At 70.6% G+C, this 21,537-nt stretch carries 17 protein-coding genes; 8 read left to right on the top strand and 9 right to left on the bottom strand.

Features of this window, described 5'->3' with window-relative positions:
* Window positions 1-170: 170 nt before the first annotated feature.
* A complete protein-coding gene (locus ACQPZX_RS15445; RefSeq protein ID WP_433380515.1) occupies window positions 171-1,106 on the bottom strand; it encodes an oxidoreductase in 936 nt (311 codons plus the stop codon).
* Between the two features lie 100 nt (window positions 1,107-1,206).
* Between ACQPZX_RS15445 and ACQPZX_RS15440 the strand changes: the two genes are divergently transcribed.
* A complete protein-coding gene (locus ACQPZX_RS15440) occupies window positions 1,207-2,079 on the top strand; it encodes a helix-turn-helix transcriptional regulator (RefSeq protein WP_433380512.1) in 873 nt (290 codons plus the stop codon).
* A 262-nt stretch (window positions 2,080-2,341) separates the two neighbouring features.
* Here the strand turns inward: ACQPZX_RS15440 and ACQPZX_RS15435 are convergent, their stop codons facing one another.
* The gene (locus ACQPZX_RS15435; protein WP_433380509.1) at window positions 2,342-3,109 is read right to left on the bottom strand and encodes an SAM-dependent methyltransferase; all 768 of its coding nucleotides are present in this window, start codon (window positions 3,107-3,109) and stop codon (window positions 2,342-2,344) included.
* 140 nt (window positions 3,110-3,249) lie between these two features.
* Between ACQPZX_RS15435 and ACQPZX_RS15430 the strand changes: the two genes are divergently transcribed.
* Entirely contained in the window at window positions 3,250-4,350 is a 1,101-nt protein-coding gene (locus ACQPZX_RS15430; protein WP_433380506.1) for a hypothetical protein, read from the top strand.
* A gap of 268 nt (window positions 4,351-4,618) precedes the next feature.
* Here ACQPZX_RS15430 and ACQPZX_RS15425 read toward each other — a convergent pair whose 3' ends face one another.
* Window positions 4,619-5,320 carry a copper homeostasis protein CutC gene (locus ACQPZX_RS15425; RefSeq protein WP_433380503.1) on the bottom strand — a complete coding sequence of 234 codons (702 nt, stop codon included), beginning with the start codon at window positions 5,318-5,320 and terminating at the stop codon, window positions 4,619-4,621.
* Window positions 5,321-5,405: 85 nt separating this feature from the next.
* Here ACQPZX_RS15425 and ACQPZX_RS15420 point away from each other — a divergent pair, with 85 nt between their 5' ends.
* Entirely contained in the window at window positions 5,406-6,422 is a 1,017-nt protein-coding gene (locus tag ACQPZX_RS15420; RefSeq protein ID WP_433380500.1) for a GDSL-type esterase/lipase family protein, read from the top strand.
* Here ACQPZX_RS15420 and ACQPZX_RS15415 read toward each other — a convergent pair.
* A complete protein-coding gene (locus ACQPZX_RS15415; protein ID WP_433380497.1) occupies window positions 6,417-7,544 on the bottom strand; it encodes an acyl-CoA dehydrogenase family protein in 1,128 nt (375 codons plus the stop codon). The two genes, ACQPZX_RS15420 and ACQPZX_RS15415, sit on opposite strands and share 6 nt — an antisense overlap.
* An 86-nt stretch (window positions 7,545-7,630) precedes the next feature.
* Between ACQPZX_RS15415 and ACQPZX_RS15410 the strand changes: the two genes are divergently transcribed.
* A complete protein-coding gene (locus tag ACQPZX_RS15410; RefSeq protein ID WP_433380494.1) occupies window positions 7,631-9,256 on the top strand; it encodes an aldehyde dehydrogenase family protein in 1,626 nt (541 codons plus the stop codon).
* Between the two features lie 134 nt (window positions 9,257-9,390).
* Here ACQPZX_RS15410 and ACQPZX_RS15405 read toward each other — a convergent pair whose 3' ends face one another.
* Window positions 9,391-10,038, bottom strand: a complete 648-nt coding sequence (locus ACQPZX_RS15405; RefSeq protein ID WP_433380491.1) for a GntR family transcriptional regulator — start codon at window positions 10,036-10,038, stop codon at window positions 9,391-9,393.
* A 44-nt stretch (window positions 10,039-10,082) separates the two neighbouring features.
* Here ACQPZX_RS15405 and ACQPZX_RS15400 point away from each other — a divergent pair, with 44 nt between their 5' ends.
* Together ACQPZX_RS15400 and ACQPZX_RS15395 are read left to right on the top strand one after the other, a co-directional pair.
* Window positions 10,083-11,099 (top strand): LLM class F420-dependent oxidoreductase, encoded by a 1,017-nt coding sequence (locus tag ACQPZX_RS15400; RefSeq protein WP_433380488.1) that lies wholly within the window; start codon window positions 10,083-10,085, stop codon window positions 11,097-11,099.
* Complete coding sequence (locus ACQPZX_RS15395) at window positions 11,096-11,989, top strand: oxygenase MpaB family protein (RefSeq protein WP_433380485.1); 894 nt, start codon at window positions 11,096-11,098, stop codon at window positions 11,987-11,989. The genes ACQPZX_RS15400 and ACQPZX_RS15395 overlap by 4 nt, the downstream gene beginning before the upstream one ends.
* 109 nt (window positions 11,990-12,098) lie before the next feature.
* Here ACQPZX_RS15395 and ACQPZX_RS15390 read toward each other — a convergent pair whose 3' ends face one another.
* From ACQPZX_RS15390 to ACQPZX_RS15380, 3 genes are all read right to left on the bottom strand, one after another.
* On the bottom strand, window positions 12,099-13,904 hold the full coding sequence (locus ACQPZX_RS15390) for an AMP-dependent synthetase/ligase (RefSeq protein WP_433380482.1): 1,806 nt from the start codon (window positions 13,902-13,904) through the stop codon (window positions 12,099-12,101).
* A 39-nt stretch (window positions 13,905-13,943) separates the two neighbouring features.
* Complete coding sequence (locus ACQPZX_RS15385) at window positions 13,944-14,750, bottom strand: oxygenase MpaB family protein (RefSeq protein ID WP_433380479.1); 807 nt, start codon at window positions 14,748-14,750, stop codon at window positions 13,944-13,946.
* A 103-nt stretch (window positions 14,751-14,853) separates the two neighbouring features.
* Window positions 14,854-16,035, bottom strand: coding sequence for a TetR/AcrR family transcriptional regulator (locus ACQPZX_RS15380; protein ID WP_433380476.1), 1,182 nt, complete (start codon window positions 16,033-16,035; stop codon window positions 14,854-14,856).
* A gap of 89 nt (window positions 16,036-16,124) precedes the next feature.
* Here ACQPZX_RS15380 and ACQPZX_RS15375 point away from each other — a divergent pair, with 89 nt between their 5' ends.
* Window positions 16,125-17,339: an acetyl-CoA C-acetyltransferase gene (locus ACQPZX_RS15375; protein WP_433380473.1), complete on the top strand. Its 1,215-nt coding sequence runs from the start codon at window positions 16,125-16,127 to the stop codon at window positions 17,337-17,339.
* Window positions 17,336-19,420 (top strand): 3-hydroxyacyl-CoA dehydrogenase NAD-binding domain-containing protein, encoded by a 2,085-nt coding sequence (locus ACQPZX_RS15370; protein ID WP_433380470.1) that lies wholly within the window; start codon window positions 17,336-17,338, stop codon window positions 19,418-19,420. Before ACQPZX_RS15375 ends, ACQPZX_RS15370 begins: the two co-directional genes overlap by 4 nt.
* 144 nt (window positions 19,421-19,564) lie before the next feature.
* Here ACQPZX_RS15370 and ACQPZX_RS15365 read toward each other — a convergent pair whose 3' ends face one another.
* Window positions 19,565-21,469 carry an elongation factor G gene (locus ACQPZX_RS15365; RefSeq protein ID WP_433380467.1) on the bottom strand — a complete coding sequence of 635 codons (1,905 nt, stop codon included), beginning with the start codon at window positions 21,467-21,469 and terminating at the stop codon, window positions 19,565-19,567.
* Window positions 21,470-21,537: the final 68 nt, after the last annotated feature.

Raw genomic sequence — 21,537 nt, 5'->3', positions numbered from 1 at the left:
GCCTCGGCGCCCGCCGATCCAGCCGGCATCCGCCAATCTCACCCGCCGCCCGCCGCCCGGCATCCACCGATCCCACCCGGCGCCCGCCGATCCCGCCGGCATCTGCCGCTCTCACCCGCCACCCCCGATCCCACCCAGCGCCCGCTGATCTCGCCCGGCGCCGTCCGGGCTCAGAGGTAGCTGACGCCGGTCAGCTCCTCGGCAGCAGCCCAGAGGCGCTTGCCGACCGCCGGGTCGGCGGCCTCCCGGCTGAGCTTGGCGTCGGTGACCGGGCCGCGGGTCTCCCAGAGCCCGGCCGGCCCGAAGAACTCGCCGCCCCGCACTCCCGCCCCGGTCGCGGCGCGCAACTGCGGCTGCGCCCCCTGCTCCACCGACTGAGTAGCCACCAGGCCAACCCTCGCGACGATCTGCCCGAGCCGACCGCGGTGTTCCCAGGCCCGTGGGGTCAGATTGGTGCGAGTGAGACCGGGGTGGGCCAGCACGCTGACGACCGGCGATCCGACGGCCCGCAGCCGACGATCCAGCTCGACCCCGAACACGGTGGTGGCGAGCTTGGACCTGCCGTAGGCGGTGGCGGCCCGGTAGCCACGCTCGAACATCAGATCGTCGAAGTCCAAGTGCGCGTTCTTATGCGTGATCGAGCTGAGGCTGACCACCCGGGCCTGCGACGCCGCGGCCAGATTGCCGAGCAGCAGCCCGGTCAGCGCGAAGTGCCCTAGGAAGTTAGTAGCGATTTGCAGCTCATAGCCGTCGGCAGAGGTCCGGCGCGGTCCGAGCAGCACCACTCCCGCGTTGTTGACCAGCAGATCGATCGCCGGGAAGTCGGCGGCTAGCTTCGCGGCAAACGTGCGAGCCGAGACGAGCGAGGCCAGGTCCAGCTCCCGCACCTCAACGCGGCTGCCCAAGCGTGCCGCTTCCCGGGCGCCGCCGTCTGTCATGTGGGCGGCGCCCTTGATGGCGTCGCGGATCCGGCGGGCGGCCTCCTCGCCGGCGGCGGTGTTGCGGACGGCCAGCACCACGTGGGCGCCTCGGCGGGCCAGTTCGGTGGCGGTGACCAGGCCGAGGCCCGAGTTCGCGCCGGTCACGACGGCGATGTTAATGGTCATTCGGCGACGCTAAGTCGTTCACATCCCGGGCCGGTCGTACTGGCTTGCCTAGGTCTGCGGGACCTACCCTGCGTGCCCGGCGGCGCGGCACACTTGCGGCATGACCCACCCGTACGCTCGCGAGCTCGGCGACTTCCTGCGCGCCCGGCGCGGCCGGTTGCACCCGCGCGATGTCGGCCTCGAGCCGGGCGGGCGGCGCAAGGTCACCGGGTTACGGCGCGAGGAGCTGGCCCTGCTGGCCGGGTTGAGCACCGACTACTACCAGCGGATGGAGCAGGGCCGCGAGGTCCGCCCGTCCGACGACGTCCTGGAGTCGCTTGCCGGCGCGCTCGGCCTCGACGACGAGGAACGCCGGCACATGTTCACCCTGGCCCACGCCGCCCGCCGCCCGATGCCCGCCACGGTGAGCCGCGCGCCGGAACGCGTGCCCGACAGCACGCGGCGGCTGCTGCGGGTGATGGACACTCCGGCGGTCGTCCTCGGCCGGCACCTCGACCTGCTCGACTGGAACCCGATGGCGGAGGCGCTGCTCGGCGACCCCGACGGCTACCCGCCCGACCGGCTCAACATGCTCCTGCTGATGTTCGACGACGCCTTCACCAGCGAACGGACGTGCCCCGACTGGGAAAGCCAAGCCCTGGACTACATCGGCATGATGCGGGCCGCCGTCGCCACCGACCCCACCCATCCCCGCGCCACCGCGATCGTCGGCGAGCTGAGCATCCGCAGCGCCGAGTTCCGGCGGTTGTGGGCCCGGCACGACGTCCGCGAGTCGGTCAGCGGCACCAAGAGCTTCCGCGTACCGGAGGTCGGCGACATCACGCTGGACTGGGACACCTATCCCCTGCCCGGCAACCCCGGCCCGGTCATGCTGGTCTTCACCGCCGAGCCCGGCACCGCCGACGCCGACCGCCTGCAGCTGCTGGCGGCATTGCACGCGACCCGCTCGGCCCCCGCCACCACGGGCGAGTAGCGCCTCCGCCCGACAACCGGCAAGCACTCTTTACGCCCACGCCCGGCGCCCCACACCCGGCCCAACGCCTCACACCCGGCGGCTCGCGCCCCACGCCCCAGTGCCAGCGCTACGCCCGGCACCCCGCGCCCAGCGCCTTGCGACCAGCGCCCCGCGACCAGCGCCCCGCGACCAGCGCCCCGCGGCCGGCGCCCTGCGGCCGGCGCCCCGCCGCCGGCGCCCCGCCGCCGGCGCCCCGCCGCCGGCGCCCCGCGGCCGACGATCAGGGTTTCCGCGCTACTCCGCACACCACGTCGAGCGGTTTGGCGTCGGCGGTCGACGGGTGCCACAGCGGTGCCGAAGTTACTCCCGGTTCGACCATCTCGAGGCGGTCGAAGAAGCCGCTGAACTCGGCGTGACTACGCAGAAGATAGGGCGGATTCGCCTGCTCGTTCCAGATCTTCTCGGCCTCCCCGTGCTCGGCGCTGTGCGAGCCGTCCAGCGCGATGAAGTAGCTGCCCGGCGCCAGCGCGGCCACATACTCGCGGACCATGCGCCGGGCCACGTCGTCGTCGGTGACGTGGCCGAGGATGCCCGACATGATCAGCGCGACCGGTTGGGTGAAGTCGAGCGTCTCGGCCGCCCGCGCCAGCACGGTGGCCGAGTCGCGGCCGTCGGCGTCGATGTACTGCGTCACCCCGGCCGGATCGCTGGTCAGCAGCTGCCGGGCGTGCACGAGCACGAGCGGATCGTTGTCGACGTAGACGATGCGTGACAACGGCGCGATGCGCTGGGCGATCTCGTGCGTGTTGTCGGCGGTCGGCAGGCCGGTGCCCACGTCCAGGAACTGGCGGATGCCGGCCTCGGTCACCCACGACACCGCGCGGACCAGGAAAGCGCGCGACGCCCGGGCGTTGTCGACGATCTGCGGGAAGGCCAGCCGGATCTGATCGCCCACCTCCCGGTCGACCGGGAAGTTGTCGGTCCCGCCCAGCCAGTAATTCCAGATTCGCGCGGTCTGCGGCACTCCGGAGTCCACCTCGTCGGTCATCGACGATCACCTCACTCCACTGTGGCCGCCATTCTTTCGGCACCCGGGACTCATCCGCAACAGATGAAAGCAAGGCCCAAATCTTGTGTACGGCCGCGGTGGCCTGCGACGATCCGGGAATTCCGGGTCGGAGGTCCCGCATGAGCGCTGAAGCGACGCTGGTCTTCCTGGCCGTGGTCGGGGCACGTTTCGTCGTGCCGCTGCTGATCCCGCGCTGGCCGCTTCCGGCGATCGTCGCGGCGCTGATCCTCGATGGCATCGACCAGACGATCTTCCAGTGGTTCGGCTACGACCCGCCTGGTTATCAGGGCTACGACAAGGCGATGGACATGTTCTACCTGTCCGTCGCCTACCTCACGGTCCTGCGGAACTGGACAAGTTATCCGGCGTTCCAGGTCGCACGGTTCCTCTTCTTCTACCGGTTCGCCGGGGTGGTGCTGTTCGAACTGCTCGACTGGCGCCCGCTGCTGCTGATCTTCCCGAACACTTTCGAGTACTTCTTCATCGCGTACGAGATCGTGCGTCTGCGCTGGAACCCGGCGACCGTGAGTTATCGCCGGTGGGTGATCACCGCCGCCTGCATCTGGATTTTCGTGAAGTTGCCGCAGGAGTGGTGGATCCACGTCGCGCAACTCGACTTCACCGACACGCTGCGGGATTACCCGTGGCTCGGCCCGGTCCTCGCGGTGCTCATCATCGCCGCCGCGCTGTGGGTATGGCTCTGGCTGTGGCCGCGGCTGCCCGCACCGGCCTGGAGTTGGCGCGTGGCGGCCGATCCGCTGCCGGAGGAGATGGACACCGCGGCCGAGCGCGATCAGTGGGTCTCGTCGCACTGGCGGGTCTGGTCGTCGTCGACACTCGAGATGGTGGTGCTCATCGGGCTGCTTTGCGTGATCTACGGCGAGGTGCTGCCGGGCGTGCGGTCCAGCGAGTTGGAGCTGTTCATCGGCATCGGCGCGTTCGTGGTGGTCAACGTGGCCCTCAGCCTCGCGGTGGCCCGGCGGGCCGGCAGCGTGGAGTCGGCCGCGGCGTCGTTCGCGGCGCGAGCGGTGGTCAACGCCGGGCTCGTCGTCGGCGCGAGCTGGCTGATCAACAAGGTCGGCGGAGACCTCAACCTCGGAGCCGCACTGTTCTTCTCGCTGCTGATCAGCCTGCTCGTCACGCTGGACGACCGGTTCCGCCCGGTCTCCCAGGTCCGCTTCGGCGAAGCCAAGGCGTCGCCGCTCCCCGCCCGGCGGTGATCGCGGCGGCGCTAACCGGCCGCCGCCCCGCACGGCGGCCGTCACCCAGCGCCCCGCACGGCGACCATCACCCACCGCCCCGCACGGCGACCATCACCCACCGCCCCGCCCGGCGACCATCACCCACCGCCCCGCACGGCGGCCGTCATCCAGCGCCCCTCACGGCGACCGTCGCCAGCCGTAACCGGCCGCTGCGCCCCGCATGGCGGGTGGGACGGGCGGCGGTGGGTGCGGAGGTGGGCGATGAGCTGGGCACCGCTCGGCGGCGCTAGGCCGTCGCCGCTCGCAGGGCGGCGATGATCCGGAGCGCCTCCTCCTCGTCGGTGGTCTCGCGCGTGCGCTCGCCGTCGAGGCCGCCCGGGTCGGGGACGGTGTGCTTGGCGGAAGCGTGAATCGCGTCCGCCCCGGTGCGAACGATCTTTTCGACCAGGTGCGGGCGCACGCCGCCGCCCGCCATGATTTCGATGCCTCCGGCGGCCGTCTCGACCGCGGTCGCGAGGGTGGCGAGGTCGGTGGCCGAGGCCAGGATCCGGGCGACGCCCAGATCGATCAGGGTCTCCACCGCCTCGGCCGGGCCTTCCAGCGTGTCGAAGGCGCGGTGGAAAGTTACCGGCCGTTCGCCCGCGGCGTCGATGACACGCTTCATCAGCTCGGTGTCCACCTTGCCGTCGCGGACGCCGCCGACCACCACCCCGGCCGCGCCTGCGCTCACCGCATAGCCGATGTCGGCGGTCATGACGGCCGCCTCGTCGGGCGTGTAGACGAACCCGCCGGGCCGCGGGCGGATGAGCACATGCACCGGCGGCATGCCCGGCGCCGCGGCTGCCGTGAGGATCAGGCCCAGTGACGGCGTGAGGCCGCCCAGCGCGAGCGCGGAACACAGCTCTATCCGGTCCACCCCTTCGGCGGCGAGGCATGCCGCCACCGTGAGGCCGTACTTGTCCTGGACCGCGAGCTCGAAGGCAACCATGGTCAACATTCTCCCTCACGATCCGCATATATTGACTGCTATAAATATGGGAGCGCTCCCGAGTCATCCACGGAAGGACCGAGCCATGGCACACCTCCGGCGGCTGTCCACAGTCGCGGCCCTGACGCTCCTGGCAACCGGGGCCGTCGCACAGCCGGCCGCCGCGGCCACCGGCGACGGCTCGCCGACCGATGCGAATATCGCTTACGTCGGGCGCTGGAACACGAGCAATGCCGCCGCCTACGTCCCCGCCTGGGCCGGCGCCTACCTCACCACCGGTTTCACCGGCACGACCGTGAAACTCAAGCAGCGCAACAGCATCGACCTCTTCTACAGCATCGACGGCGGTCAAGATCAATACCTGACCAACCGCACGGGTACGGTCGACCTCACGCCCACCAAGCTGGCGTCCGGGCGGCACACGCTGCGCGTTTCGTACCGGGTGGTGGCGGGCTCGTATCACGGCGACGCGGTCTTCCAAGGCCTGATCCTGGATTCGGGCGCCTCGACGTACGCGCTCCCGCGGCCCGCCAAGCTTCTCGAGTTCATCGGCGACTCGATCACGGTCGGCACCACGACCTCGAAAAACGCGCTGACAGCGTACGGGTGGCTGATCGGCGAGCGCCTCGGCGCCCGGCACACGCAGATCGCCCAGGGCGGCGCCTGCCTGGTGACCACAGCCGACGGGTGCGTGGGACTCGAGGATTACTTCCTCAAGCTGAGCAGCGCCTCCACCTCACCGGCGTGGGACTTCTCCCGCTACACGGCCGACGCGGTGGTCATCAACCTGGGCACCAACGACCTCGCCCACGGCACGCACACCACCACGTTCCAGCCCCACTACCTGCATCTGCTCGAAGAGGTGCGCGCGAAGTACCCGTACGCGAAAGTCTTTGCCCTTCAAACGCTCTGCAAGCGCTTCGGCGCACAGACCCAGGCGGCGGTACAGACCCGCAACGCGGCCGGCGACGCGAATGTCTATTACGTGCCGACCGAAGGCTGGCTGACCACCGCCGACTACACCGACGGCACGCACCCGACGGACGCCGGCCACCGCAAGCTGGCCGACCGCCTGGCGCCCATCATCGCCGCGAAGCTATAGCCCGAGCGTCTTGCCGATGATGTCGCGCTGGATCTCGCTCGTGCCGCCGTAGACGGTGGAGACCAGCGCGGCGCGCACGTGGCGTTCCATGTCGTATTCGGTGGCGTATCCGTAGCCGCCCATCATCTGCATGCCGGCCAGCGCGACCTCGCGCGCCACCTCGGTGGTCTTGAGCTTGACCATCGAGCTTTCCCGCGGCAGCACGCGCGCGGGGTCGCGGTCGACGAGCTCGGCGGTGCGATAGACGAGTAACTTGCAGCACTCGATCTCGGTGGCCAGGTCGGCGAGACGGTGGCGCAGGGCCTGGAACGTTCCGACAGGTCGGCCGAACTGGCGGCGCTCCCGCACATAAGTGAGCGCGTCGTCGAAGGCGCGCCGCGCGGTGCCGAGCATCAGCGCGGCGAGGATCAGGCGCTCGAGGTTGAGGCCGGCCATCAGCTGCCGCCAGCCCTGGTCGACCGCGCCGACCACCGCGTCGGCGGGCACGCGGCAATCGGTGAAGTACAGGTCGTTGACCTCGCGCCCGCCCATCGTGTCGATGCCGCTGACCCGCAGGCCCTCGGCGTCGCCCGGCACCAGCAGCATGGTCAGGCCGTCGTGGTCGCCGGGCCCGCCCGAGGTGCGCGCGACCAGCAGGATCGCGTCGGCGAAGTGCGCGTTGGAGCACCAGGTCTTCTGCCCGGTGATCACAAAACCGCCGCCGTCGGCGGCTTCGGCGCGGCAGGCGAGGGCGGCGACGTCGGAGCCGGCTTCCGGTTCGGACATGGCGATCGAGTACGTCCGTCCGGCCGCGACCCCGCCGAGCACCGCCTCTTTCTGGGCCTGGGTGCCGAAACGCTCGATCGCCCCGGCGACGATGGCCGAGGTGGCGAAGCCGCCGATGGGCGCCATGCCGTAGGCCGTGTGCTCGAGGAACAGGCAGGTGTCGACCATGCTGCCCGCGCCGGCGCCCACCTCGAGCCAGCCCAGATCGGCGAGCTTCTGGTAGAGCGCCTGGTTGTGCGCGTGGCTGCCGCCGTCGGTGAGCTGGTCGCGCTGTTGCCGGGTGCCGGTCTCACGCTTGCAGAAATCGTTTATGGCTTCGGCGAAGGCGCGTTGCTCATCGGTCAGATCGAGATCCATGTCAATCCCCTTCGCCGGGTTTTCCTCGGTCACCGCCGGGATTGACAGCGACCGTAACATATCAAATATCAAATCTGGAGGGTGTCATGGTCGCCACCACGTCGGTCGCCGTCGAACCGTTCGTCACCCGCGCGCGTGCCGCGGCCGGCTGGTGGGGCGGGCTGTCCTTCCGGGAGCGCCGGGACCACCTCCTCGCCTGGAAACGGGTGATCGCGGCCCGCTCCGACGAGTTGTCCGCGGTGATCAGCGAGGAGACCGGAAAGCCGGTCGGCGACGCGCTGCTCGAGGTGATGCTGGCGGTCGAGCACCTGGATTGGGCCGCCCGCAACGCTTCCCGGGTCCTGCGCAGCCGCCGGGTCCGTTCCGGATTGCTGGCGGCCGACCAGGGCGCGGCGCTCTCCTACAAGCCGCTGGGCGTGATCGCCGTGATCGGCCCGTGGAACTACCCGGTGTATACGCCGATGGGTTCGATCTCGTACGCGCTGGCGGCCGGCAACGCGGTGGTGTTCAAGCCGAGCGAGCACACGCCGAAGACCGGCGTGTGGCTCGCCGAGGCGTGGGCGTCGGCGGTGGGTTCCGCGGCGACCGCGACCTCCACGGCGTCAGCGCACTCCTCGGCGTCAACGCACTCCATGCCGTCAACGCACTCCACGCCGTCAACGCACTCCTCGCCGTCAACGCACTCCTCGGCGACGGGCACCATTGCGAGGGACTCCGCGGCGACGGGCACCATGGCGGAGGGCTCTACGGCGGCGGGTCCCTCGGCGCTAGACCCTGCGAGTGTCGGCGCGGCGGTCCTGCAGGTAGTGACCGGCGGTGGTGAGACCGGGGCGGCGCTTTGCTCGGCGGGCGCCGACAAGGTGGCGTTCACGGGATCGGCGGCCACGGGCCGCAAGGTGATGGCGGCCTGCGCGCAGACGCTGACGCCGGTGGTGATCGAGGGCGGCGGCAAGGACGCGATGATCGTCGCGGCCGACGCCGATCTGGACGCCGCCGCGAAGGCCGCCGCGTTCGGCGGATTCGGCAACGCCGGCCAGACCTGCGCGGGCGTCGAGCGGGTCTATGTGGAGAGACCGGTTTATCGGGATTTCCTCGCCCGCCTCAAGGCGATCGCCGAGTCACTCGAGCCCAGCCAGCTTCCCTACGGGCCGATGACCGTGGCCACGCAGGTCGACATCGTGCGCGACCACATCGCCGACGCGCTGGCCCACGGCGGCAAGGCCGTGGTCGGCGGCACCGAGTCGGTCGATGCGCCGTACATCCAGCCGGTGATCCTCACCGAGGTCCCCGAGGACAGCGCCGCGATGACCGACGAGACGTTCGGCCCCACCCTGGTCGTCAACCCTGTGGACAACCTCGACGAGGCCGTTCGCCTGGCCAACAACTCGCGTTACGGCCTGGCCGCCTCGATCTTCTCCGCCAACCGTCGCGGCGCGGTGGCTCTGGCCGGCCGCCTCCGCACCGGCGCGGCCTCCGTCAATGGGGTGCTCGGTTTCGCCGCCATTCCCGCCCTGCCTTTCGGTGGCGTCGGCGACTCGGGCTTCGGTCGCATCCACGGCCCCGACGGCCTGCGCGAGTTCAGCCGGCCCCAGTCGGTGACATGGCGCCGGTTCGCCGCCCCGATGGACCTGATGCGCCTCGGCCGCGACCAGGCGGTCCTCGACCGGGCCGCCAAGATTTTCCGGCTACGGCACGCCCGTGGAGCCCGATGACCGGCGGCTCCCCGTCAGCGCCCGACCGTCCGCACAACGCCCGCGCCGACAGTGCCGGGCCTGGAACGGTTCGAACGCGGCCTGGCCACGCTGCGCCGGCTCGCGCCGGACCTGTGGCGCGGTCGGGCGGCCGCTCAGGTCCAGATGCCCAGGTCGTCGAGGTGCTTGATGAGCAGGTCGGCGCCGTTGGTGAAGTGGCTGGTCATCAGCGTGCGCGCGGCCGTCGCGTGCCGGTCGGCGAACGCCTGCAGCAACATGTCGTGGTCCGAGCGCATGCCCTCGCGCCACGCCTGATCCGAGGCGTAGAACCGGGCCGGCGTATACCGCGTCGCCGTATGCAGGAACCAGCTCAGCTTGCGCGCCTCGGCCAGCCGGTTGATCGTGCGGTGGAACTCGTACTCCAGCCGCTCGACGTCCTCGATCTTGCGGGCCCGGGCCGCCCGCACCAGCGCCCGGTTCGCGACCGTCAGCTCGTCCAGCTGCGCGTCGGTGATCCGCTCGGCGACGCGGGCCGCCAGCTCACCCGCGATGTCGCCCTGAAGCTGGAACAGGTCGACGACATCCTGCTTGGACAGCGGCGCGACCACGTACCCCTTGCGCGGCTCGAGCACGACCATGTCCTCGCCGCGCAGCGTCAGCAGCGCCTCGCGGACCGGCGTGATGCTGACGCCGAGCTGGGCGGCGACCTCCTCGAGCCGCACCCGGGCGCCGGGCCGCAGCTCGCCCGACATGATCCGTTCGCGCAGCGCGGCCGCTACCTCTTCGGAAAGCTGGGGTCGCATCCGACAGACGCTATCAAATATCAAATACCCGAAGGAGCCGGGCGATGCGCCTGTCCACCTCTTTGACGTACGCGGGTGACCCGCGCGCCGCCGCGGACGAGGTAGCGAGCTGGGAACGCGCCGGCCTCGACATCGTGTGGGTGTCCGAGGCGTACGGCTTCGACGCCCCCACGATCATGGGCTATCTCGGCGCGAGAACCGAGCGGGTCCAGATCGGCTCGTCGATCCTGCCGCTGTTCTCCCGCACGCCCGCCTTGCTGGCCCAGACCGCGGCGGGCCTCGACGCCGTCTCCGGGGGCCGCGCGATCCTCGGTCTCGGCGCGTCCGGCCCACAAGTTATCGAGGGTTGGCACGGCGTGCCGTACGACCGCCCGGTCGCCCGCACCCGCGAGATCATCGAGATCTGCCGCGCCGCCTGGCGGCGCGAAATCCTGCAGCACGACGGCATCTACCAATTGCCGCTCCCCGGTGGTCTGGGCAAACCCCTCAAAATGCTCACGCACCCGGTCCGCGACCGAATCCCGATTTACATCGCCGCGTTGGGTGAGAGCAACGTCCGGCTCACTGCCGCGCTCGCGGAGGGTTGGCTGCCTTTCCTGTACGTCCCGGAGAAGGCGGCCGACGTCTGGGGTTCCGCCCTCTCCGCCGGCCTTGCCCGCCGCTCCCCCGACATGCCCCCTCTGGAGGTGGTCGCCGGCGGCCTCCTGGCGATCGGCGACGATGTCACGGGCCTGCGGGATCTGGCTCGGCCGCTGATCGCCCTGTATGTAGGTGGTGTGGGCGCCCGCAGCCGCAACTTCTACCACGATCTGGTGGCCAGGTACGGCTACGAGGCCGAGGCCGACAAGATCCAGGAGCTGTATCTGGCCGGCCGCAAGGACGAGGCGGCCGCCGCCGTCCCGGCCGAGCTTCTGGAACGAACCAGCCTCGTCGGCACGGCGTCCTACGTACGCGATCGTCTGCAGGCCTTCGCCGAATCCGGCGTAACTGTTCTCAACGTGACCCCGGTAGGCGATTCCGCCCGCCTGCTGGCCCAGGTGAGGGAGTTGATGACCGCATGACCCGCCGCCGTTACCGCAACCGGGACCGGATCGCCGCCCTGAACCCGTCCCGGGACCACCTCGAGATCTACCAGATCTCCGCCGGCGTGGAGTTCCCCTGGGACTACACGCGGGCCCTCGAGTTCGCCCTGTTCCGCACCTACTGCGTGCCGAGCATCTCCCGCCTGCTGGCCGCCACCGGCGAGTTCGAGAAGCGCCCCCAGAAGCGCTACGACGACACCGCGCTGCTGATGGCCGAGATCGCCGCCCACGGCTACGAATCACCTCGCGGCCGCGAGGCCCTACGGGTCGTCAACCGCGCCCACGGCCGCTACGCCATCACCAACGACGATATGCTCTACGTCCTCTCCACCTTCATCTACGACCCCATCGACTGGCTCGACTCCTACGGCTGGCGCCCGCTGCACCCCCACGAGCGCGAGGCGGCCTTCCACTACTACCGCGCCGTCGGCACGCGAATGAACATTCACAACATCCCCGACGACTACGAGACGTACGCCGCCTTCAAGCGGGACTACGAGGCCCGCCATTTCGTCTACTCGGACACCAACCGGCGCATCGGCGAGTACACGGTCGGCCTCTTCGCCGCCTGGTTCCCCGCGTTCCTCCGCCCCGCGGTCCGCCTGGGCGTCCGCGGCATGCTCGACCCCCGCATGCTCGCCGCCTTCGGCTTCGACCCCGCCCCCGCCTGGGTGGGCAAGGCGGCCGCCACCGGACTGCGCGCGCGAGCCGCCGCCCTGCGCCTGTTCCCACCGCGCCGCCACTCGCTCCTGGGCGTCTCCAAGCGCAACCGCACCTATCCGGGCTACCCCACCGGCTACAGCCCTTCCGACCTCGGCGCCCCCGCCCCGAGCCCCGACCTCCCCGCCGAACACCTGCGCCGCGTCTGACGATCGCTTTACCGCGCCGGGGCTCGCCAGAAGCGACGCGCGGATCGGCCCCGACACGCACCAGGGCCGGCCCGCGCAGCGCTGCGGACCGGCCCCGCATGGATCCTGATCACTCCCCGGCTTGATACAGCCCGTCGATGTCGGCCGCGTACTTCTCCGCCACGATCCGGCGCCGCAGTTTCAAGGTCGGGGTGAGCTCGCCGCTCACCGGCGTCCAGACGGTGGACAGCACACGGAACGTCTTGACCTGCTCAGGACGCGCCAGCTTCTCGTTGGCCGCGGCGACCGCCGACGAGATCTCCTCGAGCACCAGCGGATGCGCGGCAAGTGAAGCGATCGTCGTGTCCGCGATGTCGTGGGCGCGGGCCCACAACGGCGCCGTCTCCTCATCAAGGACGATCAAGGCCGTCACGTACGGCCGGCGGTCGCCGATCGCCACCGCCTGGGCGATCAACGGGTGCGCGCGCAGAGCGTTCTCGATCTGGGCCGGCGAGATGTTCTTCCCGCTGGAGTTGATGATCAGTTCTTTCTTCCGGTCGGTGATCGTGAGGTAGCCGTCCTCGTCGAGCACGCCCACGTCCCCGGTCGCGAGCCATCCTTCGTCGTCCACAACCGGCTCCACCCCACCGTCGGCGCGGAGGTATCCGGCGCAGACCAGCGGGCCCCGGACGAAGATCTCCCCGTCCTCGGCGAGCCGCAACTCCATCCCCGGATTGACGCGCCCGACCGTGCCCGTACGGAAATGGTCGGGGGTGTTGATCGTCGCGGTGCCCGTCGTCTCGGTCATTCCCCAGACCTCGAGCACGTCGACGCCGATGCCCGCCAGGTAGCGCAGCACCTCGACCGGGATCGGCGCGGCCCCGCTGCCCGCCCAGAGCATGTTGTCGAGCCCGAGCTTGGCCCGCAGCGGCCGGAGCACCTGGGCGTCCATCGCTTCGAAGCGCGCGGCAAGTTCAGGCGGAATCGCACGCGAGGCGCCGCGCAGCTCATAGGCCTCGGAAGCCACCGCGCTCGCCGCCGCGACCGCGCCCCGCACCGCCGGATCGGCCACCGCCAGCTGCGCCTGCAGCCCGGCGACGAACTTCTCCCAGATGCGCGGCACGCCGAAGAACGACACCGGCCGCACGGTGACCAGGCCCGCGAGCAGCTGAGCCGGGTCGGGGCAGATCGTCACGTGCCCGGCCCGGTAGATCGGGTTGTAGATGCCCAGCATCCGCTCGGCGATGTGCGCGAGCGGCAGGTACGCCAGCGAGTGCGGGTGGTCCGGGGTGGTCACGGTCGCCTCGAGCGTCACGGATTGATAGATCACGTTCGCGTGGGTGAGAACGACGCCCTTCGGATCCCCGGTGGTGCCCGACGTGTAGAGCAGGGTGACCGGGTCGGACGGCTGCACCTGCCGCCAGGCCTGCTCGAAGGCCGACGGATCGGCCTGGTGGAGCTCGGCTCCGCGCGAAGCGGCCTCGCGAAGTGAACCGTCGACCACAAGGACCCGCGGCGGGTTCTCCAGGGAGTCCAGGATCGGCTTCCAGCGGGCCACCATCTCCGAGCTCTCGAGGACCAGGAACGGCGCGGCGCTGTGCTCTGCCAGGTAGCGCAGCTGGTCGGGCGCGAGCGTGGCGTACACAGTGGACGGCACGGCGCCGAGGTGGACGGCCGCGAGATCGGCGATCCAGTGCTCGACGCGGCCGGACATCATGATCAGCATCCGGTCCCCGGCGCGCAGCCCGAGGTCGGCGAGGCCACGGGAAAGTGCTGCGATCTCGTCGCGCAACTCGCGCCAAGTAAGCACGCGTTCGCCCCCGAGCATGCCGAGGGCGGGCAGGTCGGCGAATTCGGTGGCATTGCGGTGGAGCAGGGCGGGAACGGTCAGCCCTCGGGCGGTCTCGGCGCACCGCCGGGCGAGGGTGTCATCCATTACGCGGCCTCCTCAGCCATCGGAAGCAAGGAAGGGGTTTCAGGTGGTTATCGGGTGACGCCGCCGGTCGAAGCGCCGGCGGAGATCCTTGAGGTAGTAGTCCTTCGCCGCGTCGCGGACGCGATGCGGCAGGTGTGGGTAGACCACCGATGTGGCGGCCAGGCCGCGGTCGAGCAGGCGCTGCCGGCGCGGCGACCAGGCGAAGTGGTAGCCCGCCCGGATCGGCGCCGGCAGCAGGCCGATCGTGACGAAGCGGTTGAGCGGAACGCCGGTTCGCAGCGGGATCGGCAGGTTGCGCTGCCACATCAGCGCGTTGGCGATCACCCGGGCCTCGGCGCTGACGCGCAGCGTGCCGATCATGTGGTCCCAGTACGCCTCGAACGCGGCCCGGTCAGCCGGCCAAGCCGACGAAGGGCAGCCGATCGAGGTGGCCAGGACGCTGTACTGCTGGTAGCAGGCGTCAGCGTCGGCCGCGGAGAGCGGGCGGACGACGCGCTGATAGAGCACCATCGCGGTGTCGTACAGCGTGGCGGTGACCCAGACCTGCAAGGCGGGATCGTCGGCGAAGTAGCCGGGGCCGGTCACCCGGCGGTGCATGGCGGCGACGGCGCGGCTGATCGCGCGCGCCTCCTCGCGAGTGCCGAAGAGGACGCCGTAGACGTAGCTCAGCGTGCCGCGCAGGCGGTCGAGCGGCCGGTCGGCGAAGTCGCTGTGGTCGTAGACCCCCTGGGCGACCCCGGGGTGGGCGATCTGCAGCAGCGTGGCCCGGCCACCGCCGGCGAGCAGCAGCCCCTCGCGCGCCACGCGCCGGATGACCGCGTCGTCGCCGAAGAGACCGTCTTCCATTCCGGCAACGTAAACGACGGTTAACTTCTTGGGAAGACCTCCGAGCGTATGGCGCGATTTTTTCGCACCTCAGACCCGTCGGTGGCTGCGAAAGTAGATTAACTTATGCGTGGAGGACGACATTCATGAGACGTACGAGGTGACGGTCCATCCCCGTACGGCGGTCGAAGCGTGCCCATCTGCTCAGGTCGGTCGCGAGGTTGAGCGCCGCGTGCGTCAGCACGCGCGCCTCCCCGGCCACCAGGCCCGGCCGGACGGCGACCAGCAGCCGCACCCACTCCTCGACGTGCAGCCGCTGCACCTTGCGCAGCTCGTGCCGGTCGCCCTCGGGCAGGTTGTTGTTCTCGGCGAGGTAGACCGTGACGAGATCGCTGCGCTCGAAGGTGAGATCCACATACGACTCGATCATGCGGCGCAGGGCCTGACGGTCGTCGCGGGCGCCGGTGAGAGCGATCGTCGTAGCCTCGGTGACCCGCTCGGAGGCGCGGTAGAACGCGGCGGCGAGGATGTCCGCCTTGCCGGGGAAGTAACGATAGACGCTGGACGCGTTGATGCCGGAAGCGTGCCCGATCAGCTCGATGTTGACGTCGTGGTAGCCGTGCATGCGGAAGAGGCGGACCGATTCCGCGAGGATGATCTCGCGGCGGGCGCCGACCGGAACCCGCACGGGCGGGTCGCCGACGGCGAACCCCGAGACCGGCGTGGGCGGCGAGGCCTGCAGCACGGCGCGGCCGGCCCGGAACAGCAGCTGCTGGGCCCGGCCCTTGGCGATCACGGCGCGGTGCGTGCCGAGGCTGCCGAAGATGCTGAACGTCGCCCGCGTCGTCGCCTCCGCGTCGGCGGTGCCCAGGTCGGGACGGGCCTCGAAAAGGGACACCGACACCCGGCGGACCAGCTCGTCGAGGTCGTCGCGGACCTCGGCCTGGTGCTCGCGGGTCAGATGCCGCCACACCCACTGGTAGAGTCCAGCGGTCTTGCGATGCGTCACCGCGAGACGGGCGAGCGCGTCGAGGAGATCGTCGAGCGAGTCCCACGCATCCTCGCGCAACGGCAGAGCCGTCGCGGTCAGCGTCGCGTCGATCAGGTCCCGGGTCGCGGCGACGAGAATCGCGTACTTGTTCTCGAAATGCCGATACACCGCGGGGGCGCTGATGCCGACGACGCCGGCGATGTCCTCGAGGCTGACGCCGTGGTAGCCCCGCTCGCAGAAGAGCTCGGCGGCGACCTGGGCGATGCGGTCCTTGCGGTCCTTGGGCCGCTGCCGGCCGACGGTGGGGCTATGCACCCGGACAGCGTACGCGGGTTAGCGCCGATTCGCGTCTGACGGATATCGGCAGCCTTGACAACGAGCCGAAACACGGGAAAAAGTTAACCATGATTCGCACCCAGGAGGCGTACGTATACGACGCCCTGCGCACACCGCGGGGGCGGGGGAAGAAGACCGGTTCGCTGCACGGCGCCAAGCCGGTCTCGCTGGTCACCGGCCTCATCGACGAGCTGCTCCGGCGCGCTCCGGCCCTCGATCCGGCCGCCATCGACGACGTGGTGCTCGGCGTCGTCTCCCCGATCGGCGAGCAGGGCGCCGACATCGCCAAGACCGCGGCGCTCGCCGCCGGCCTGCCCGAGACCGTGGCCGGCCTGCAGGTCAACCGGTTCTGCGCGTCCGGGCTCGAGGCGGTGAACCTCGCCGCGCAGAAGATCCGTTCAGGCTGGGAAGACTTGGTTCTCGCCGGCGGCGTCGAGTCGATGTCGCGGGTGCCGATGGGCTCGGACGGCGGCGCGTGGGCGCTCGACCCCGAGACCAATCTGAACACGGGCTTCGTGCCGCAGGGCATCGGCGCCGACCTGATCGCCACGCTGGACGGATTCTCCCGGGCCGACGTCGACGCGTACGCGTTGAAATCGCAGCAGAGGGCGGCGCACGCCTGGGCGAACGGGTATTTCCAACGGTCGGTCGTGCCGGTCCGCGACCGCAACGGCCTCGTCCTGCTCGACCACGACGAGCACGTGCGTCCGGAAACCACAATGGACGGTCTCGCGGCACTGAAACCGTCGTTCGCGAACATGGACTTCTTCGACGCGGTGGCGCTGCAGAAATACCACTGGGTCGAGCGGATCGACCACGTGCACACGGCCGGCAACTCGTCGGGCATCGTGGACGGCGCGGCGCTGGTGCTGGTCGGCTCCCAGGAGGCCGGCGAGCGGGCCGGCCTGACGCCGAGGGCGCGCATCGTCTCGGCCGCCCTCAGCGGCGCCGACCCGACCATCATGCTGACCGGGCCGGCGCCGGCCTGCCGCAAAGCCTTGGACAAAGCCGGCCTCACCGTCGACGACCTCGACCTCGTCGAGATGAACGAGGCGTTCGCGGCCGCGGTGCTGCACTTCGTCGACGACCTCAAGGTCGACCCCGAGATCGTCAACGTCAACGGCGGCGCCATCGCCCTCGGCCATCCGCTCGGCGCGACCGGCGCGATGATCATCGGCACGCTGGTCGACGAACTGGAACGGCGCGGCGGCCGCTACGGCCTGGCCACGCTCTGCATCGGAGGCGGCATGGGCGCGGCGACGATCGTGGAGGTGATCCGATGAGCGGCACGATCCGCTGGGAACGCGGCGAGGACGGCATCGTCGTGCTCACCCTGGATGATCCGGCGCGAGGCGCCAACACCATGAATCAGGCGTACGTCGAGAGCATGGCGGCCACGGTCGCACGCCTCGAGGAGTCCCGCGACGAGATCACCGGCGTCATCATCACCTCCGCCAAGAAGTCGTGGTTCGCGGGCGGCGACCTCGATCGGCTCCGCCAGATCGGGCCCGGCCAGGCCGACGAGGCGATGCGGCAGGCCACGGAAGTCAAGGCGCAATTGCGGCGACTGGAGACTCTCGGGCGCCCGGTGGTGGCGGCGCTCAACGGGTCGGCGCTCGGCGGCGGGCTGGAGATCGCGCTCGCCTGCCATCGGCGGATCGCGCTCGACGACCCGAAGCTGGAGGTCGGGTGTCCCGAGGTCACGCTGGGCCTGCTGCCGGCCGGCGGCGGCGTGGTGCGCACGGTGCGGCTGCTCGGCCTGGCCACCGCGCTGACCGAGGTCTTGTTAACCGGCGTTCGCCACCGGGCCGCGGCCGCCCACAAGCTCGGCCTGATCGACGAACTGGTCGCCTCGCCCGACGAGTTGATCACGGCGGCGAAAACCTGGATTCGCGCCAACCCCGACGCCGTCCAACCCTGGGACCAGCCGCGTTTCAAAATCCCCGGAGGCGTCCCTCTGGTGCAGCTGCCGGCGTTCCCGGCCAACCTGCAGAAGAAGCTCAAGGGTGCGCCCTACCCCGCTCCCCGGGCGATCCTCTGCGCGGCCGTCGAGGGCGCTCAGCTCGACATCGACACCGCGTTCGACATCGAGAGCCGCTACTTCGCCTCGCTCGCCACCGGGCAGACGGTGAAGAACATGATCCAGGCGTTCTTCTACGACCTCAACACGGTGAACCGCCGCGACGTGGGTGAGGTGCCGCCGGTGCGCAAGGTCGCGGTGCTCGGCGCCGGCATGATGGGCGCCGCCATCGCGTACGTCTGTGCCCGCGCCGGCCTGGAGGTGGTGCTGCGCGACGTCTCCCTCGAGGCGGCGACGCGCGGGAAGGCGTACGCGGAGAAGCGTGCGAAGGACCCCAGCGTGCCCGACCGCATCACGCCGACCGCGGACCTGGCCGATCTGGCCGGCGCGGACCTGGTGATCGAGGCGGTCTTCGAGGACGTCGGGCTCAAGCACAAGGTCTTCGCCGAGATCGAGGACGTCGTGGCGCCACATGCGCTGCTCTGCTCGAACACGTCCACACTGCCGATCACGGTGCTCGCCGAAGGCGTGCGGCGACAGAGCGACTTCATCGGCCTGCACTTCTTCTCACCGGTGGACAAGATGCCGCTCGTCGAGGTCATCCCCGGCGAGAAGACAAGCGACGAAGCGCTGCGGCGCGCACTCTCCGTAGTGGGGCTCCTGCGCAAGACGCCGATCGTGGTGGGCGACAGCCGGGGCTTCTTCACCAGCCGGGTGATCGGCACCTTCACCAACGAGGGCATCGCGATGCTGGCCGAGGGCGTGCCGGCGGCGAGCATCGAGCAGGCCAGCAGCCAGGCGGGCTACCCGGCGCCGGTCCTGCAGCTGATGGACGAGCTCACGCTGACGCTCCCCCGCAAGATCCGCCGCGAGTACCAGGCGGCCCTCGGCGACGCATGGGTCACGCATCCGGCGGACGAGGTCGTCGATCGGATGATCGACGATTTCGGGCGTCCGGGCCGTTCGTCCGGTGCGGGTTTTTACACGTACGAGGACGGCAGGCGCACCGGGTTGTGGAAAGGTTTATCGGCGTTCGCACGGCCGGATGCGCGCGTCCCGTTCGAGGATCTGAAGGAGCGCTTCCTCTTCATCGAGGCGATCGAGAGCGTGAAGTGCCTCGACGAGGGCGTGCTGAACTCGGTGCCGGAAGCGAATGTCGGTTCCATCCTGGGGATCGGCTATCCCGGATGGACGGGCGGGGTGCTGCAGTACATCAACCAGTACCCGGGCGGGCTGCCTGGTTTCGTGGACCGGGCGCGCGAGCTGGCAGCGCGGTATGGCGATCGGTTCGCGCCGCCGGCGCTGCTGCTGGCGAAGGCCCGGGCCGGCGAAATCTTCGCCTGACGCCGGGCTGAGCGCGACTAATGCGGGGTGATGCTCCGCGGGGGCGGCGGGAGGCGGGCCTCGACCTTGGCGGAGTTCGAGGCCCGCACACTTCCCGGCGGGGCGCGGCCACGCTCGTTTGCAGCGGGCGCGGCCGTGCCTGTTTCAGGCGGCGGGGCGGTAGCCGGCCGGGCGGGTGGTGAACGTGCCGCGGCCGTGGGTCTGGCTGCGCAGCCTCGTCGTGTAGCCGAACAGCGCCGCCAGCGGGACCGTCGCCGTCACCGTTCCGGCCGTGGTGTCGGTGATCTGGCCGCGGCGGGCGGCCAGGTCGCCGAGCACGCCGCCCAGCGTTTCCGTCGGGGCGGTGACCGTCACGTCGGCTACCGGCTCGAGCAGCACCATCTCGCAGGAAGCGAGCGCCTGCCGCAGGCCGAGCTTGCCGGCCGTGCGGAAGGCGAGCTCCGACGAATCCTTCGGGTGGGTGCCGCCGTCGACCAGCGTGACCTGCACGCCGACCACCGGGTGGCCGCCGAGCGGGCCCTCGGCGAGAGCTTCCCGGCAGCCGGCCTCGACCGCCCGGACGAACTCGGCCGGCACCCGCCCGCCGGTCACCGTCGACGAGAAACCCTCGCCGGGGCGCACGTCGAGGACGATGTCGGCGAACTGGCCGGCGCCGCCGTCCTGCTTGGCGTGGCGGTATCGGAAACCGGTCACGCCCCGGACGACGGTCTCCCGGTGGGCAACCCGCGGGCGGCCCACCGTCACGGCCAGGCCGGCGTCGCGGCGCAGTTTCGTCACGGCTACCTCCAGATGCAGCTCACCCAGGCCGGCCAGCAGGGTCTGGCCGGTTTCGGGGTCGACGCGTACGGAAAGGGACGGATCCTGGTCGACCAGCGCGGCCAGCGCCGGTCCCAGGCGCTGCCCGTCGGCGGGGGTGTGCGCCTCCACCGCGACCGAGACCAGTGGCTCGGCCGTGCGCGGCTGTTCCAGGAGCACCGGGTGCTCTCGGGTGCACAGCGTGGCACCGGGACGGGACGCCTTGACGCCTGCCAGCGCGACTATGTCACCGGCCGTCGCCTGGTCGATGTCGGTGTGGCGGTCGGCCTGGACTCGGAGGATCCGGGAGATCCGCTCGGGTCGTTGGCCGGTCGCGTCCCACACGATGTCCCCCTTTCGGAGCGTGCCTTCGTAGAGGCGTAGGTAGGTGAGCCGGCCGGTGCGGGCGGCGTGCACCTTGAACACCAGGGCGGCCAGATGGGTGCCGGGGTTGCCGGCCGGCGCGGGCAGGTAGTCGACCACCGCGTCGAGCAGGGGCTCGACGCCGATCTGGCGGTACGCGGAGCCGCACAGCACCACGACCGCCTCGCCGGAGACGGTGAGGTCGCGCAGGGCCCGCCGCAGGGTCGCGTCCGACATGCGTCCCAGCTCGTCGAGGGCGCCGCCGTGCCGTTCGGCCACCGCCTCCTCCAGAGCTTTCCGGGCCGTCCGGCTGTCGGCGTCGGCGGCAGGCTCCTCACGGAGAATGCCGTCGAGCCAGGTCAGGCGACGCATGCCGACGAGGTCGACCACGCCGGCCAGCGCGCCCTCGACGCCGATCGGCAGCTGCGTCACCAGCGGCTCCACGTGCAGCCGCGTACGGATCGACTCGACGACCAGGGTGAGGTCGGCGCCCGGGCGGTCGAGCTTGTTGACGAAGACGATCCGCGGAACCTTGTAGCGGTCGGCGACGCGCCACACGGCCTCGGTCTGCGGCTCGACCCCCGCCACGCCGTCGAAGACGACCACCGCGCCGTCGAGCACCCGCAGCGAGCGCTCGACCTCGTCGGCGAAGTCCACGTGGCCGGGGGTGTCGATCAGGTTGAGGCGGTGGCCGGCCCAGTCGCAGCTGACCGCGGCCGCGAAGATGGTGATGCCACGGTCGCGCTCCTGCGGGTCGAAGTCGGTGACCGTGGTGCCGTCGTGCACCTCGCCGCGCTTGTAGGTGGCGCCGGTGGCGAACAGGACGCGTTCGGTCAGGGTGGTCTTGCCGGCATCCACGTGGGCGAGGATGCCGAGGTTGCGGACTCGCATGATTCTCGGTCTTCCGATTCGGGCGGATGGGACAAAGCGCCCAGCCCGGCCACGAAGGTGGTCAGGCT

Source organism: Actinoplanes sp. CA-142083, assembly GCF_050942195.1.
GTDB lineage: Bacteria > Actinomycetota > Actinomycetes > Mycobacteriales > Micromonosporaceae > Actinoplanes.
Note: the sequence above shows the minus strand (reverse complement) of the source record. Positions and strands in the feature narration are given on the sequence as shown.

Bases quoted from the DNA above. Each gene is read 5' to 3' on its own strand.
- ACQPZX_RS15445 (WP_433380515.1), bottom strand. From the start codon at position 1,106: ATGACCATTAACATCGCCGTCGTGACCGGCGCGAACTCGGGCCTCGGC.
- ACQPZX_RS15440 (WP_433380512.1), top strand. From the start codon at position 1,207: ATGACCCACCCGTACGCTCGCGAGCTCGGCGACTTCCTGCGCGCCCGG.
- ACQPZX_RS15435 (WP_433380509.1), bottom strand. From the start codon at position 3,109: ATGACCGACGAGGTGGACTCCGGAGTGCCGCAGACCGCGCGAATCTGG.
- ACQPZX_RS15430 (WP_433380506.1), top strand. From the start codon at position 3,250: ATGAGCGCTGAAGCGACGCTGGTCTTCCTGGCCGTGGTCGGGGCACGT.
- ACQPZX_RS15425 (WP_433380503.1), bottom strand. From the start codon at position 5,320: ATGGTTGCCTTCGAGCTCGCGGTCCAGGACAAGTACGGCCTCACGGTG.
- ACQPZX_RS15420 (WP_433380500.1), top strand. From the start codon at position 5,406: ATGGCACACCTCCGGCGGCTGTCCACAGTCGCGGCCCTGACGCTCCTG.
- ACQPZX_RS15415 (WP_433380497.1), bottom strand. From the start codon at position 7,544: ATGGATCTCGATCTGACCGATGAGCAACGCGCCTTCGCCGAAGCCATA.
- ACQPZX_RS15410 (WP_433380494.1), top strand. From the start codon at position 7,631: ATGGTCGCCACCACGTCGGTCGCCGTCGAACCGTTCGTCACCCGCGCG.
- ACQPZX_RS15405 (WP_433380491.1), bottom strand. From the start codon at position 10,038: ATGCGACCCCAGCTTTCCGAAGAGGTAGCGGCCGCGCTGCGCGAACGG.
- ACQPZX_RS15400 (WP_433380488.1), top strand. From the start codon at position 10,083: ATGCGCCTGTCCACCTCTTTGACGTACGCGGGTGACCCGCGCGCCGCC.
- ACQPZX_RS15395 (WP_433380485.1), top strand. From the start codon at position 11,096: ATGACCCGCCGCCGTTACCGCAACCGGGACCGGATCGCCGCCCTGAAC.
- ACQPZX_RS15390 (WP_433380482.1), bottom strand. From the start codon at position 13,904: ATGGATGACACCCTCGCCCGGCGGTGCGCCGAGACCGCCCGAGGGCTG.
- ACQPZX_RS15385 (WP_433380479.1), bottom strand. From the start codon at position 14,750: ATGGAAGACGGTCTCTTCGGCGACGACGCGGTCATCCGGCGCGTGGCG.
- ACQPZX_RS15375 (WP_433380473.1), top strand. From the start codon at position 16,125: ATGATTCGCACCCAGGAGGCGTACGTATACGACGCCCTGCGCACACCG.
- ACQPZX_RS15370 (WP_433380470.1), top strand. From the start codon at position 17,336: ATGAGCGGCACGATCCGCTGGGAACGCGGCGAGGACGGCATCGTCGTG.
- ACQPZX_RS15365 (WP_433380467.1), bottom strand. From the start codon at position 21,469: ATGCGAGTCCGCAACCTCGGCATCCTCGCCCACGTGGATGCCGGCAAG.